9 protein-coding genes are annotated in these 13,368 nt (G+C 54.4%); 6 read left to right on the forward strand and 3 right to left on the reverse strand.

Going from position 1 to position 13,368, the window contains the following annotated elements; genetic code table 11:
* Window positions 1–37: 37 nt before the first annotated feature.
* Window positions 38–1,408 carry a formimidoylglutamate deiminase gene (gene hutF / locus HGO37_RS24735; protein WP_250985689.1) on the reverse strand — a complete coding sequence of 457 codons (1,371 nt, stop codon included), beginning with the start codon at window positions 1,406–1,408 and terminating at the stop codon, window positions 38–40.
* A gap of 133 nt (window positions 1,409–1,541) precedes the next feature.
* Between hutF and hutC the strand changes: the two genes are divergently transcribed.
* The 6 genes from hutC to HGO37_RS24765 all read left to right on the forward strand — a co-directional run bounded on the left by hutC (window position 1,542) and on the right by HGO37_RS24765 (window position 8,632).
* The gene (gene hutC, locus HGO37_RS24740) at window positions 1,542–2,282 is read left to right on the forward strand and encodes a histidine utilization transcriptional repressor HutC (protein ID WP_250985690.1); all 741 of its coding nucleotides are present in this window, start codon (window positions 1,542–1,544) and stop codon (window positions 2,280–2,282) included.
* A 239-nt stretch (window positions 2,283–2,521) separates the two neighbouring features.
* Window positions 2,522–4,117 (forward strand): ABC transporter substrate-binding protein, encoded by a 1,596-nt coding sequence (locus HGO37_RS24745; RefSeq protein WP_250985691.1) that lies wholly within the window; start codon window positions 2,522–2,524, stop codon window positions 4,115–4,117.
* 228 nt (window positions 4,118–4,345) lie between these two features.
* Entirely contained in the window at window positions 4,346–5,284 is a 939-nt protein-coding gene (locus tag HGO37_RS24750; RefSeq protein ID WP_250985733.1) for an ABC transporter permease, read from the forward strand.
* On the forward strand, window positions 5,281–6,114 hold the full coding sequence (locus HGO37_RS24755; protein WP_192489371.1) for an ABC transporter permease: 834 nt from the start codon (window positions 5,281–5,283) through the stop codon (window positions 6,112–6,114). Before HGO37_RS24750 ends, HGO37_RS24755 begins: the two co-directional genes overlap by 4 nt.
* On the forward strand, window positions 6,107–7,690 hold the full coding sequence (locus HGO37_RS24760; RefSeq protein WP_250985692.1) for an ABC transporter ATP-binding protein: 1,584 nt from the start codon (window positions 6,107–6,109) through the stop codon (window positions 7,688–7,690). Before HGO37_RS24755 ends, HGO37_RS24760 begins: the two co-directional genes overlap by 8 nt.
* 30 nt (window positions 7,691–7,720) lie before the next feature.
* On the forward strand, window positions 7,721–8,632 hold the full coding sequence (locus tag HGO37_RS24765; protein WP_250985693.1) for a homocysteine S-methyltransferase family protein: 912 nt from the start codon (window positions 7,721–7,723) through the stop codon (window positions 8,630–8,632).
* A gap of 48 nt (window positions 8,633–8,680) precedes the next feature.
* On the opposite strand, the gene HGO37_RS24770 is transcribed toward HGO37_RS24765, so the two are convergent.
* Together HGO37_RS24770 and HGO37_RS24775 are read right to left on the reverse strand one after the other, a co-directional pair.
* On the reverse strand, window positions 8,681–9,886 hold the full coding sequence (locus HGO37_RS24770; RefSeq protein WP_250985694.1) for a M20 metallopeptidase family protein: 1,206 nt from the start codon (window positions 9,884–9,886) through the stop codon (window positions 8,681–8,683).
* 178 nt (window positions 9,887–10,064) lie between these two features.
* A complete protein-coding gene (locus HGO37_RS24775; RefSeq protein ID WP_250985695.1) occupies window positions 10,065–13,283 on the reverse strand; it encodes an efflux RND transporter permease subunit in 3,219 nt (1,072 codons plus the stop codon).
* Window positions 13,284–13,368: the final 85 nt, after the last annotated feature.

A 13,368-nucleotide genomic window follows, 5' to 3' on the forward strand; every position in this document is an offset into this window, starting at 1 on the left:
CTTTTTTGATGAATGTCAGTGACGTTAAAAATGCAGTCTAATGTTGCCGCTTGAGGGCAGCATGAAATGCGCGATCGATCTCCTCCTGACGGATGTGACGACCGTCCTGAACAACCCATTGTCCGGCAACCATGACGTCCCGAACGGCTTTTGACCCAAGGGCAAAAAGCCAGCGGTCCAGAATTTTTGTCGATGGCGCGGTGGCGATAAAGGCTTCAACCTCACTCAAAACCACCAGATCAGCAGACGCGCCGATGCTAAGCCCGTGCTTTGGTTGGCCCGCTGCCTGTGCGCCGCCTGCCAATGCGCCCTTGAACAGTGTCTCGCCAACAGACGTGCCGCTACCAGCTGTTATTCTGTTGCGTCTCTGGTCTCGCAACCTCTGGCCATATTCGAGCAGGCGCAGTTCTTCGCTGACGCTGGTGGCGACATGGCTGTCCGTTCCAATGCCAAAACGGCCATTGGCACCAAGAAAATCGGTGGCGGGGAATATGCCGTCGCCCAAATTGGCTTCGGTTTCCGGGCAAAGACCGGCAACCGCGCCGCTGCGTGCAAGACGCGACGTCTCTTCCGCTGTCATGTGGGTCGCGTGAATGGCACACCAGCGTTCATCGACAGGCATTTCATCGAGCAGCCATTGCACCGGTCTGCGACCGCTCCACGCCAGGCAGTCGTCCACTTCCTTCTGCTGTTCGGCAACATGGATATGGATCGGGCCACCGGTTTGTTCGGCGCTGAGAATGGTGTGCATTTCATCCGGCGTGGCAGCGCGCAGGGAGTGAATTGCCAGCCCCAGATTGATCGCCGTGCCCGCTCGCTCTTTCTCCAGACGTTCAAGAAGCGTCAGAAAACGATCTACTGAATGAATGAAGGGGCGCTGACCATCGCCGGGAGCGGTGCCGCCAAAACCAGCATGGGCGTAAAAGACCGGAAGATGTGTGAGGCCAATGCCGGATTGCTTTGCAGCGTTAAAAATGCGCAGCGACATTTCCGCCGGATCGTCATATGCTGTGCCATCTGCCTGATGGTGCAGGTAATGAAATTCTACGATGTGGCCGAAACCGCCTTTGAGAAGTTCACTATACAACTTTGCGGCAACAGCTTGCATGTCTTCCGGGGAAAGCTGGCCAACAAGCCGATACATAGCGTCACGCCATGTCCAGAAACTATCCTCGGATGAACTGGAAACTTCGGCAAGACCAGCCATGGCACGCTGAAAGGCGTGTGAATGTAGATTTGCAATTGCCGGCGCAACCGGGCCTTTTGCCTGCTCTTCAGCATTGGTTTGCGTGGTTTCAGCCTGAATGTCGGTTATTGTGCCATCATGGTTGATGGAAAGCGTGACATTGTTTGCCCAGCCGTCAGCCAGAAAAGCACGTTTGCAGAAAAGAGTTCTTGTCGATGCCATCGTCGCGCCTCAAGTTGTATATGGAACATTGCAGCTTTTTAGATGACAATCAAGCGGGATATTGAAATAATGGGCTTAAATTTCGGCTGCATATTTTGTATGCAGATGAGGACTGTAACAAGGATGCCATTGTATGCCGCAGGCTGAAGTCGAGGCTATCGTCAAGGATGCCAGCGCACGCGAGGCGCCGCTATACGAGCGTATGAAAGCCCAGATAAAGGCACGTATCGAATCGGGCGAGTGGCCGGTTAACTCGCGTATTCCTTCGGAAAATGAGCTGGTTGACGTTTTGGGTGTCAGTCGCATGACCGCCAACCGGGCGCTGCGGGAGTTGGCCAGTGAAGGCGTGATTGTGCGGGTTCAGGGGCGCGGATCGTTTGTTGCGCCGAAAAAGCGCAGTGCCAAATTTATGGGCGTTCGCAACATTGCCGATGAAATTGCCGAGCGGGGAGCAACACATCGCGCCGAATTGATTCTCGCGCAGAGAGAACCTTGTGGGCCGGAATTGGCTGAAGCACTGGAGATCAAGGTTGGAAATATCGCCTTCCACACCATCATCGCGCATCATGAAGATGATGTGCCGATCCAAATCGAGGACCGCTTCGTTAATCCCGGTATTGCACCTGACTATCTCGATCAGGATTTTACGGTAGTCACACCGAACGCTTTCCTGACGCGGGTCGCACCGATCATTCGCACGGAGCAATTCATCGAAGCGGTGTTGCCGCAGCCATGGGAATGCAAGCTTCTTTCGGTGGCGCGTTCAGAACCGTGCCTTCTGGTTCGTCGCCGGACATGGTCGGGAAATCAGGTGGCCTCGTCCGTGAGACTTCTTTACCCGGGCTCGCGGTATCGACTTCAAAGTTCTTTTTAAAATTTCTGGTTGAGCAAAGGTAGATCGGTCGGTCGGTTGGATTTTCGAAAATCACCGAAGAGGCTGATCGGGTAGACGTTCAGTGCCGCTGCTCACCCAATGGACTAGAAGTCATCTACTGAAAAGATGTTCTAAAATAATCGTATTTTTCAGGTCGCCATGGCTTGCGAAGCCGCGTCAACGATGAGATCAACCACTCCAGAAGAGAAAATATATCTCATAAACCGCGAAGTTATATCATGCCAAATCAGAAAAATTTCCCCGTTCCGCAAGCTCACTCCCGACGCCAGTTCCTGGGCCTATCCGCCACGGCGGTCGCCGCGGCTGGATTTGGGTTGACGTCTTCCGGGCTTTTCATTCCGTCTGCCGCACGGGCGCAGGACGCAGGCCCACGCAAGGGTGGCCATCTCGTCATAGCGATGCACTCCGCTTCGAGTTCCGATCACCTTGATCCGGCATCCTACACCATGGCCTATATGTATACCGTGGGCTTCCAGCTTTTTAATACGCTCTTGGAGCTTGGGCCGGATGGAAAGCTGACGAGCGCTTTGGTAGAGACCTGGGAACCTGCTAATCCGGACGCTAGCAAATGGGTATTCCGTTTGCGGCGAGGCGTGACGTTCCACAATGGCAAGGAATTAACCGCCAAGGACGTCGTTTACTCACTTAATCATCATCGCGGCGAGGACACTAAGTCGGGTGGTAAGGGTGTGCTGCTGGCTGTAAGCGATATTGTGGCATCGGACACCTATGAGATTACAGTTACCCTGACAGCCGGCAATGTAGACTTCCCGTCTGCGTTTCTTGACTACCATCTGGGGATTGGCCCTGAGGGAGAGGATTTCGACAAGGGTATCGGGACCGGTGCATTTGTTCTTGAGGATTTCCAACCGGGTGTGCGCGCGCTGACACGACGTAATCCGAACTACTGGCACCCGGACCGGGCCAATGTTGATTCCGTTGAAACAATTGCGATGGATGATGCAACCGCGCGCGCTGCCGCCCTGATGAGCGGTCAGGCACATATCATCAATGCCGTCGAGCCTCGTATTGTCAGCCGTTTGACAACCCGGCCAGACATCCAGATTCTTCGCACGCCTGAGAACTCGATGTATTGCTTCCCGATGCGCACAGACTCGGAGCTTCTTAAGAACAATGACCTCCGTCTTGCCCTGAAATATGCGATTGACCGAGAGGAGCTCCAGAAAAGCCTGCTCGTAGGCACAGGCGCGATTGGTAACGACCATCCTATTCCGTCTTGGAACCCGCTTTATTCAAAGGATGTGCCACAGCGTGCATATGATCCGGAGAAGGCGTCTTTCCATCTGAAAAAGTCCGGTTTCTCTGGCTCCATCCCGCTCAGCGTTTCTGATAATGGCTTCACCGGTTCAGCCGATGCTGCGCAACTGTATCAGGCTTCCGCCGCGAAGGCTGGCATTACGATCGATGTCGAGCGTGTGCCATCGGACGGTTACTGGGATGAGGTCTGGCTGAAAAAGCCATTTGTTGCATCCAATTGGTCCGTGAGGCCGACAGCCGACGCTATGCTTTCCATGCTGCTTCAGAGCGATGCGCCCTGGAATGAAACAGGTTGGAAGAACGAGACCTTCGATAAATTGCTGGCAACATCGCGCGTTGAGCTCGACGAGACAAAACGCAAGCAGATCTATCATGATATGCAGGTCCTGATCGTTGAAGAGGGTGGCGAGTTGATCCCTGTCTTCACCGACAATCTCGCCGCGGCAAACGGCAAGGTGAAGGGATATGTTTCCATTCCCGGTGGCGGCGACATGAGTGGCTATCGCCTTGCGGAAAAGGTCTGGCTCGAAGAATAAGCCTTATTTTCCTTCAAGACATGGAAATGGCAGCGATGACCATATAGACGGTTTATCGCTGCCATTTCGTTATAACTTGCAGGCGGAAAAAATGCCAAATCTTGCAAGACCTGACACCGGACTGTGATGACACAAAAGCCAATACAGACAGCGCAACGCGCTCAGATCGCCCAGTTTACATTGCGACAGGCTGCGGCGCGCATCTGGCAAAGCAGCGGATTGCTGTCGATGATTGTCCGCCGGCTACTTTTGGGGATTTTGCTGCTTTGGGCGACGTCTGTCGTAATATTTGCGGGAACGCAGATATTACCCGGTGATGTCGCGACAGCAATGCTTGGTCAGCAAGCGACGCCTCAGGCGGTGGAGAGCATCCGTAAAGAGCTTGGCTTGGAGAGGCCTGCTATCCAACGCTATAGCGAATGGCTGGGGAATGCTGTTCAGGGTGACCTCGGACGTAGCTATTCAAACAGACAGGACATCGCAAAAAGCATCGCGCCTCGCTTAAGCAATACGTTGTATCTGGCTTCTGTCTCTGCGCTGTTTGCCATTCCATTGGCGCTTATACTCGGCATCATTTCCGTGCTGTATGCGGGGCGGGCTGTAGACAGAACGATTGCAGTGGCAACTCTCGGGACGATTTCGCTGCCAGAGTTTTTCGTCGCCTACATATTGATCGCTTATCTGGCGGTCTCGCTTGGGCTTTTGCCGTCGAGTGCCTTGGTGACATCATCGATGAGTGGCTGGCAAAGGTTGGTTGCGGTATCGCTTCCCTGTATGACGCTGGTGATTGCTGTGACAGGGCACATGGCGAGAATGACACGTGCCTCTCTCATGGCTGTTATGTCTTCACCTTATATCGAGACTGCGCAGTTAAAAGGCTTGCCGCGGTGGCAAATTCTTTTGAAACATGCCTTGCCCAACGCCTTGTCGCCCGTGGTCAACGTCATTGCATTGAACCTGGCATATCTCGTCGTCGGTGTCGTCGTTGTCGAGGTTATTTTCGTTTATCCAGGCATGGGACAATACATGGTCGACCACGTCGCCAAACGTGACGTCCCCGTAGTGCAAGCATGCGGCCTTATCTTTGCTGCCGTTTATATCGGACTGAATATCATTGCCGATGTAATGGTCATGCTCACCAATCCAAGATTAAGGCATCCGCGATGAGACAAAGGACAACTTCACGTCTTCTCGCGGTCATCGGCTTTGGCGGCGTCGCATTCTTTCTTTTCATTGCGGTTTTCGCAAACGTCATTGCTCCGCATCCCATATCGGAAATTGTTGGCGGCGTATGGGAAGGCCCGTCGACGCAGGCTCTTCTTGGTACAGACAACATAGGTCGAGATCTTTTGTCCCGGGTTATCTGGGGAACCAGACTGACCTTGTCCATCGCGGGGGCAGCAACCATTCTTGCGTTTGCATTCGGCGTGCCGTTGGGCTTCCTGGCCGCCCTTTCGGGTGGGTGGCGGGATCAGGTGTTATCGCGCACAAATGATCTGCTGATGGCGATACCGACGCTAATTTTCGCTCTGGTGGTTCTGGCTGTGTTGCCCAAGAATGTGTTCGTGTTGATCTCTGTAATGGCTGTGCTGGAGGCCACACGCGTGTTCCGGGTCAGTCGCGCAATTGCCTCCGACCTTGTTGTGCTAGACTATGTAGAGATTGCGCGCCTGCGCGGCGAAAGCAAAGTGTGGATCATCTTTAACGAGATACTTCCCAACGCTATTTCTCCTTTGTTGGCAGAGTTGGGCCTACGTTTCGTCTTCGCCATCCTGTTTTTGTCGACGCTGTCATTTCTCGGCCTTGGTGTTCAGCCCCCGGTGGCTGATTGGGGAAGTCTGGTTAAAGAAAACAAGGATGGTTTGATGTTCGGCGTGTTTGCGGCGCTCATCCCAGGAGCTACCATCGCGATATTGGCTATCAGCATCAACTTCATTGTTGACTGGATTGGGCAGCGCAAGCGCGGCGTAATGAGAGGCGTCAAAAAGGATGACTGAAATCGCGCTTGAAATTACCGATCTCGAAATCAGATCGGTTGAAGGCATTGTTGTCGACCGTATCGGTTTGCGTCTTCAGAAGGGGCGCGTTCTTGGCCTCATCGGTGAATCCGGTGCTGGCAAATCCACCATCGGTCTTGCGGCACTCGGCTATGTCCGCAATGGTCTTCATATCGCCAGCGGACATATTCTTCTCGACGGAAAAGACATTCTCGCTGCGGGAAAAGGACAAGAACTGCGCGGTTGCAAGGTCACATATGTGGCGCAATCGGCTGCAGCGGCCTTTAATCCTGCCCACAAATTGATCGACCAGGTCATTGAGGCAACCGTCTGGCATGGCGTGATGAAAAAGCCGGATGCACGCAAGCGGGCCATTGAACTCTTCGCAATGCTGGGGCTTCCCGATCCCGATCGTTTTGGTGAGCGATATCCCCATCAGGCATCCGGTGGTCAGCTTCAGCGCGCAATGACCGCTATGGCCCTTTGCCCGAATCCCGACTTGATCGTCTTCGACGAGCCGACGACCGCCCTTGATGTGACGACACAGATTGAAGTGCTTATCGCCATAAAAAACGCGATTGCGACGACTGGAACTGCTGCGCTTTACATCTCCCATGACCTGGCTGTCGTTGCGCAAGTTGCAGATCAGATGATGGTTCTTCGTCACGGGCGAATGGTTGAAGCGGGGCCAGCGGCGCACCTCCTTGAGGCACCTCAACAGGACTATACAAAACGACTATTGGGGGCCAGGCAGAACGAAACAGAGGAGCGATCATCAACCACTACTCTTCTTTCTGTGAAGAACGTATTTGCGGCCTATGACCCTTTAGTCCCTGTACTGAGTGATGTTTCTCTAGATGTTGAAAAAGGGCGTACAACGGCGATTGTCGGGGAATCGGGTTCGGGTAAGTCGACGCTTGCTCGGGTGGTCAGCGGCTTATTGAATGCGGCGGGTGAGATTCATTTCGAAGGGGTTCAACTCGCATCGCGCGTTGATGACCGCCCGAAGGACGTGTTACGCAACATACAGATGATCAGCCAGCTTCCAGATTTGGCACTTAATCCGAACCGGACAGTGGCTGACATTATCGGTCGTCCGCTTAAGTTTTATTTTGGCATGCGCGGCAAAGAGCGCCTCAAGGCTGTTGAAGAATTGCTCGAGCTTGTCGAGTTGTCACCAACTCTTCAGGCCCGTTATCCGACAGACCTTTCGGGCGGACAAAAGCAGCGGGTTTGTATTGCTCGCGCTTTGGCTGCACGTCCCAAACTCATGCTGTGTGACGAGCCAACCTCTGCACTTGATCCACTGGTGGCAGAGGGAATTCTCGATTTGCTGCGGCGTGTGCAGGCGGAAAACGGCACGTCATATCTGTTTGTAACCCATGATTTGGCGATTGTGCGCGCAATCGCAGATAAGGTCGCGGTCATGCATAAGGGACGGGTGGTTCGTTACGGACAGAAGGCAGATGTGCTGAGCCCGCCATTTGACGATTATACCGGCAAACTTCTCGCATCCGTTCCCCAAATGGCGACGGGGTGGCTCGACAGCGTCGTTGCTGCACGGCAGAGCCTCTAGAAATTTTGATACTGAAAAGGACATTTCGCCATGAGCAAGAAGACAATTATTCTGGACGGAGGCATGGGCCGTGAGCTGGAACGTGTTGGCGCACCATTCCGGCAACCGGAGTGGTCGGCACTGGCACTTATCGAAGGGCCTGAATATGTTCGTAAAGTCCATGACGAATATATTGCAGCTGGCGCGGACGTAATCACGACCAACAGCTATGCCGTTGTTCCTTTTCATATTGGTGAAGATCGCTTTGCCAAAGACGGGCGTACGCTTGCAGCTCTTTCTGGCACTCTGGCGCGTGAAGCCGCCGATGCCGCGCCGCGCAGTGTAAGGGTTGCTGGTTCGCTTCCACCTGTCTTTGGCTCCTACCAGCCTGAACTTTTTGATCCGGCGCGTGCCGGTGAACTGCTCGGAGTACTGGTGGAAGCACTTGAGCCATCGGTGGACTTGTGGCTCACGGAAACGCAGAGCAGTCTTATCGAGGTAAAGGCGGCACATCAGGCCATTCGGCACACAGGCAAGCCGCTGTGGATTTCCTATACATTGCGCGACGATGTTTCTTCCGAAGAAATGGGAGAAGCGCAGCTCAGGTCTGGCGAAACAGTTGCGGACGGCGCCCGCCTTGCCGCAGAACTCGGTGCAGAAGCGCTTCTGTTCAACTGCGCTATGCCAGAGGTCATGGATGCTGCCATTGCGGCCGCAAGCAAGGTCTTTTCGGATCTGGGCAAGGACATCCCTGTCGGAGTTTACGCCAATGCGTTCCCATCACAACAGGGTGATGAAGAAGCAAACGCAACGGTGACAGAAGTTCGTGCTGATCTCGATCCAGAATCTTACGGCAACTGGGCGAAGCGTTGGGTCAATAACGGCGCCTCAATCATTGGCGGCTGCTGCGGCATCGGCACCAACCACATTCATGCTCTTTCAACACGGTATCTTTGCAATTAAAGCAAACGCATAATTGAAGGGCGGCCTATCTGGCCGCCCCTTAGTCTCTCAAGACAAGATACGCGCAGCCGTCAGTGACAACGCCACGACGCCGTTGGCAATGCACCGTTCATCCGGCTGGTAATCCGAGTTGTGCAGCTTGTCGTGGCGGCCCTCCTGAGACGCTCCGATGCCAAGCTGGAATGATGGTACCTTTTCCGCGACCAGAGCGAAGTCTTCGGAACCCAGGCTGGCTTGGCGCTTGAACATCACGTCGCCATATCGCTCGTGGATGGCGGCTGTTGTTGCCTCGATCAAAAATGGGTCCGACACCATTGATGGGACGCCGCGCACGTAATTGACCTCGGTTTTGACACGCATAGAGGCTTCCAACCCAGCGCATATACGGCGCACGGCTGCCTCAATGACATCCCGGGTGCCTGGATCCTGGCAACGAACCGTCCCCATGATCATTACTGAATCTGGAATGATATTGTGAGTGTTGCCGCCATGAATAGCACCGACGGTCAAAACCGCGGTGTGCATGGGATCAACTTCACGCGAAACAATGGTCTGCAGCTGAAGTACGAGCTGAGCCGTAGCGACAATTGGATCGACGGCATGATGAGGCCGTGCAGCATGGCCGGATTGTGCGTGCACTGTTATTTCGAACTCGTCAGACGAGCCATTGGCAATGCCTTCAACAAAACTGAAGGTGCCGGTTGGTTCATCCGGATGATTGTGGAAACCAAGGGCCAAGTCGACACCATCGAGGATGCCGTCGGCAATCATGGCACGCGCGCCACTTTCCTGCGTTTCTTCTGCAGGCTGGAACATCAGTTTTACATTGCCTGCAAGATGCGGCGCGATTGTTTTCAATACACTGCCGATGCCAATCAAGGTTGCGGTATGCAGATCATGGCCGCAGGCGTGCATCTTGCCTTCGTAGACGCTGGCAAAGGGTAGGCCGGTCTGCTCTTCAATAGGCAAGGCATCCATGTCCGCACGAATAACAAGGGTCTTGCCAGGGCGACCACCTTTGATAAATCCGACAACACCGGTTCGTCCTACGCCTGTTTGATGTTCGATGCCAAGGCGTTCAAGCTCTTGCGCCACGACATTGGCCGTACGTGTAACGTCAAAACCCGTTTCTGGATGTGCGTGGATATCCCGACGTATCTCGATCAACTGCGGCTCGATTTGGTCTGTGAGGTCCTGAACGACGGATACGAGGTCGTTAATCCGAGCAACATCAGGGGGCGAGACTTTCGTCATGGTCTTTCCAATCAGGCTATGGCGACGTTATCGACAACGTCGGTTTTGTAAGCCCTCGCCATATCAGGATTTTTTCTCTCTAGACAGAGTTTGGCGTGTAAGTTTCTCTTCAAAAAAATTGCTGAGCGTTATGCGTTGAGGCGCGCTTGCGCGCGCCTCCATTATTGTCGTTCCATTCTTAGCCAAACATGCTCAGCGATTTTGTTGTCTCAGACGGGCTCTGGGGCTTGTCGTCCTGTTCTTCAGCATGTTTGTGCTGCACAAGTGCACGGTTTCCGGTGAGCTTGCGAACAAGTACGTAGAACACCGGTGTCATGAAGATACCGAAGAACGTTACCCCGATCATACCCGAGAACACTGCAACGCCCATGGCAGCGCGCATCTCGGCACCTGCGCCAGTGGAGATGACCAGAGGCACCACGCCCATGATGAAGGCGAGCGATGTCATCAAAATAGGACGCAGGCGCAGACGGCTGGCTTCGATTGCCGCAGCAACCGGTGTTTTGCCCTCAAACTCAAGTTCCCGGGCAAATTCCACGATCAGGATCGCATTCTTTGCCGATAGTCCCACAAGAACGATTAGTCCTATCTGGGTGAAGATGTTGTTGTCACCGCCGGTCAGCCACACGCCGGTCAATGCGGCCAGGACACCCATGGGTACGATCATGATGATCGCCAGTGGAAGTGTCAGACTTTCATATTGTGCGGCCAGCACCAGATAGACCAACAGAAGTGCTAGCGGGAAGACGAGGAAGCCTGAGCTTCCAGCCAGGATCTGCTGGTAGGTGAGGTCGGTCCATTCGTAGTCAATGCCGGAAGGCAGTGTTTCAGCGGCTATGCGTTCAATCGCGGCCTGTGCTTCACCAGATGAGAAGCCTGGGGCTGGACCACCATTGATATCGGCCGAGAGGAAGCCGTTATAACGGTTTGTACGTTCCGGACCGGTTGTGGCATCCACCTTCAGCAGAGCTGACAGGGGGATCATTTCGCCGCTTGCCGAGCGTACCTTCAGCTGGCCGATATCCTCGGACTGCGAGCGGAACTTGGCATCAGCCTGCACCCGCACGCTGTAAGTACGGCCAAACGCGTTGAAGTCGTTGACGTAGAGTGAGCCCAGATAGATCTGCAGGGTTTCGAAAACGTCAGTGACTGATACGCCAAGCTGTTCTGCCTTGGCACGATCTAAGTCCGCGTAAAGCTGCGGCACATTGATCTGGTAGCTTGAGAACAAACCAGCCAGTTCCGGAGCCTGATAGGCCTTGGCAAGGAATGCCTTGTTGGCTTCATCAAGTGCCTGGTAACCGAAGCCAGCCCGGTCTTCGAGTTGCAGTTTGAAGCCACCTGTTGTGCCAAGGCCGTTGACCGGTGGTGGCGGGAACATGGCGATAAATGCATCCTGGATTGCGCCGAATTTCTGGTTGAGCGACATGGCAATCGCACCGCCGGAAAGATCGGCCGTCTTGCGCTCCTCAAACGGGCTCAAGGCAACAAACACTACGCCTGCATTCGAGCTGTTGGTAAAGCCGTTGATCGACAAGCCGGGGAAGGCAATGGCGTGTTCGACGCCTGGCTGTGCCAAGGCAATCTCACTCATGCGCTTAATGACGTCTTCTGTGCGGTCAAGGCTGGCAGCGTCAGGTAACTGGGCAAAGCCAATCAGATACTGCTTGTCCTGTGCGGGCACGAAGCCACCGGGCACGGCATTGAAGATGCCGTAGGTTGCACCGGCCAGCGCCATGTAGACAAACATGACGACACTCTTGCGTGACAGCAAGCCACCAACGCTGCGACCGTAACCATTGGACGCAGCACCAAAGCCACGGTTGAACAGGCGGAAGAAACCACCGAACACCTTGTCCATGCCACGTGTCAGCCAGTCTTTTGGAGCGTGGTGCCCCTTGAGCAACAAGGCAGCCAGAGCTGGAGACAATGTCAGGGAATTGATAGCCGAGATAACCGTTGAAATGGCGATGGTCAGCGCAAACTGGCGATAGAACTGGCCAGAAAGACCAGAGATAAACGCCAGTGGCACAAACACCGCAACGAGAACCAGTGCAATCGCAATGATCGGACCGGACACTTCCTTCATGGCGCGGTAGGTTGCCTCGCGTGGAGACAGTCCGTTTTCGATGTTACGTTCGACGTTTTCGACCACAACGATGGCATCGTCCACCACAATGCCGATTGCCAGCACAAGCCCGAACAGACTTAGTGCGTTAATCGAGAAGCCAAAGACATACATGACCGCAAAAGTCCCGATGATTGAAACCGGAACGGCAATCAGCGGGATGATCGAGGCGCGCCATGTCTGCAGGAACAGGATCACGACGACCACTACAAGCGCAACGGCTTCCAGCAGCGTATCAATAACCTTGTCGATGGACGAGCGGACAAACTGTGTGGTGTCGTAGACGATTTCGTACTTCACGCCGTCAGGCATTGCCTTTTGCAGTTCTGTCATGGTGGCAGAAACGCTGTCGGAAATGGCAATGGCGTTGGAGCCGGGAGCCTGGAAAACGGGAATGGCAACGGCAGATTCACCGTCCAGCAATGAGCGCAGTGAATAGTCGGAAGCACCGAGTTCAACGCGAGCAACATCCCGCAGACGAGTGATCGCACCGTTTGAGCCGCTCTTGACGATGATATTGCCAAATTCTTCCGGCGTGCTCAGACGGCCCTGTGCATTGACATTGAGCTGCATGTCGATGCCAGACAGGTTGGGTGAAGCGCCGATAATACCAGCGGCTGCCTGCACGTTCTGGGAACGGATGGCATTGGTGATGTCCGCGGCGGCAAGACCATGTTCTGCTGCCTTTTGCGGGTCGAGCCAGATGCGCATGGAGTAGTCGCCCGCGCCGAAGATCTGTACCTGACCAACACCTTCGATGCGTGCCAGCCGGTCCTTGATGTTCAAAACGGCATAGTTACGCAGGTACGTCAGGTCGTAACGATCACCTGGCGAAACCAGGTGGATCACCATCATCAGATCGGGAGAGCTTTTGACGGTTGTTACGCCAAGGCTGCGTACCTCTGAAGGCAAGCGGGGTTCAGCCTGCGAAACACGGTTCTGCACCAACTGTTGTGCCTTGTCGGGATCGGTGCCTAGCTTGAAGGTGACTGTCAGCGTCATCACGCCGTCAGACGTGGCCTGGCTAGACATGTACAGCATGTCTTCGACGCCGTTGATCTGTTCTTCAAGCGGTGTTGCCACCGTTTCGGCAATGACCTTGGGATTGGCGCCAGGGTAGGTGGCGCGCACGACGATCGATGGTGGCACGACTTCCGGATATTCGGAAATTGGCAGAGCGCGCATACCAAGCAGGCCCGCTACCACGATCAGTACCGACAGAACGGCGGCGAAGACCGGTCGATCGACAAAAAATCTGGAGATGTTCATAACAAAGTCCTCTCCGGTTAAATTCTGGATACAGAGAGCCGTTTCGGTGGCACCGGACCACCAAATGGCGAATTTTTTGGGATGA

This window comes from Rhizobium sp. CG4, from assembly GCF_023701965.1.
Taxonomy (GTDB): domain Bacteria; phylum Pseudomonadota; class Alphaproteobacteria; order Rhizobiales; family Rhizobiaceae; genus Agrobacterium.

Coding starts and splice junctions, on each gene's coding strand:
- hutF (WP_250985689.1), bottom strand. CDS start 1,408: ATGGCATCGACAAGAACTCTTTTCTGCAAACGTGCTTTTCTGGCTGAC.
- HGO37_RS24770 (WP_250985694.1), bottom strand. CDS start 9,886: ATGACGAAAGTCTCGCCCCCTGATGTTGCTCGGATTAACGACCTCGTA.
- HGO37_RS24765 (WP_250985693.1), top strand. CDS start 7,721: ATGAGCAAGAAGACAATTATTCTGGACGGAGGCATGGGCCGTGAGCTG.
- HGO37_RS24750 (WP_250985733.1), top strand. CDS start 4,346: ATGATTGTCCGCCGGCTACTTTTGGGGATTTTGCTGCTTTGGGCGACG.
- HGO37_RS24755 (WP_192489371.1), top strand. CDS start 5,281: ATGAGACAAAGGACAACTTCACGTCTTCTCGCGGTCATCGGCTTTGGC.
- HGO37_RS24745 (WP_250985691.1), top strand. CDS start 2,522: ATGCCAAATCAGAAAAATTTCCCCGTTCCGCAAGCTCACTCCCGACGC.
- HGO37_RS24760 (WP_250985692.1), top strand. CDS start 6,107: ATGACTGAAATCGCGCTTGAAATTACCGATCTCGAAATCAGATCGGTT.
- HGO37_RS24775 (WP_250985695.1), bottom strand. CDS start 13,283: ATGAACATCTCCAGATTTTTTGTCGATCGACCGGTCTTCGCCGCCGTT.
- hutC (WP_250985690.1), top strand. CDS start 1,542: ATGCCGCAGGCTGAAGTCGAGGCTATCGTCAAGGATGCCAGCGCACGC.